Source organism: Kitasatospora nipponensis, from assembly GCF_039528135.1.
Taxonomy (GTDB): Bacteria; Actinomycetota; Actinomycetes; order Streptomycetales; family Streptomycetaceae; genus Kitasatospora; species Kitasatospora nipponensis.
Genome location: NZ_BAAALF010001200.1, coordinates 276 through 508, shown reverse-complemented (window position 1 = coordinate 508; position 233 = coordinate 276).

Here is a 233-nt window from a genome sequence, read left to right as displayed (position 1 = left end):
CATCGGCTGACCGTCGCAGACACCTCCACCTCATATCCACCATCCGTCCAGCGCGGGCATGACGAAGCGACGGCCCGCCTCTTCACCTGAATGCCCCTGCCACGTTGCCCCCCTTCCACTCCGGCCATCGCATGGGGTGGGGGACATGAGCCCGCACGGGGCCACGGGAAGGCAGGAGAGGGCGCCATGTACGTGCGCAGCATCTATGTAACGGGTGATCCGGCCAAGGTCGA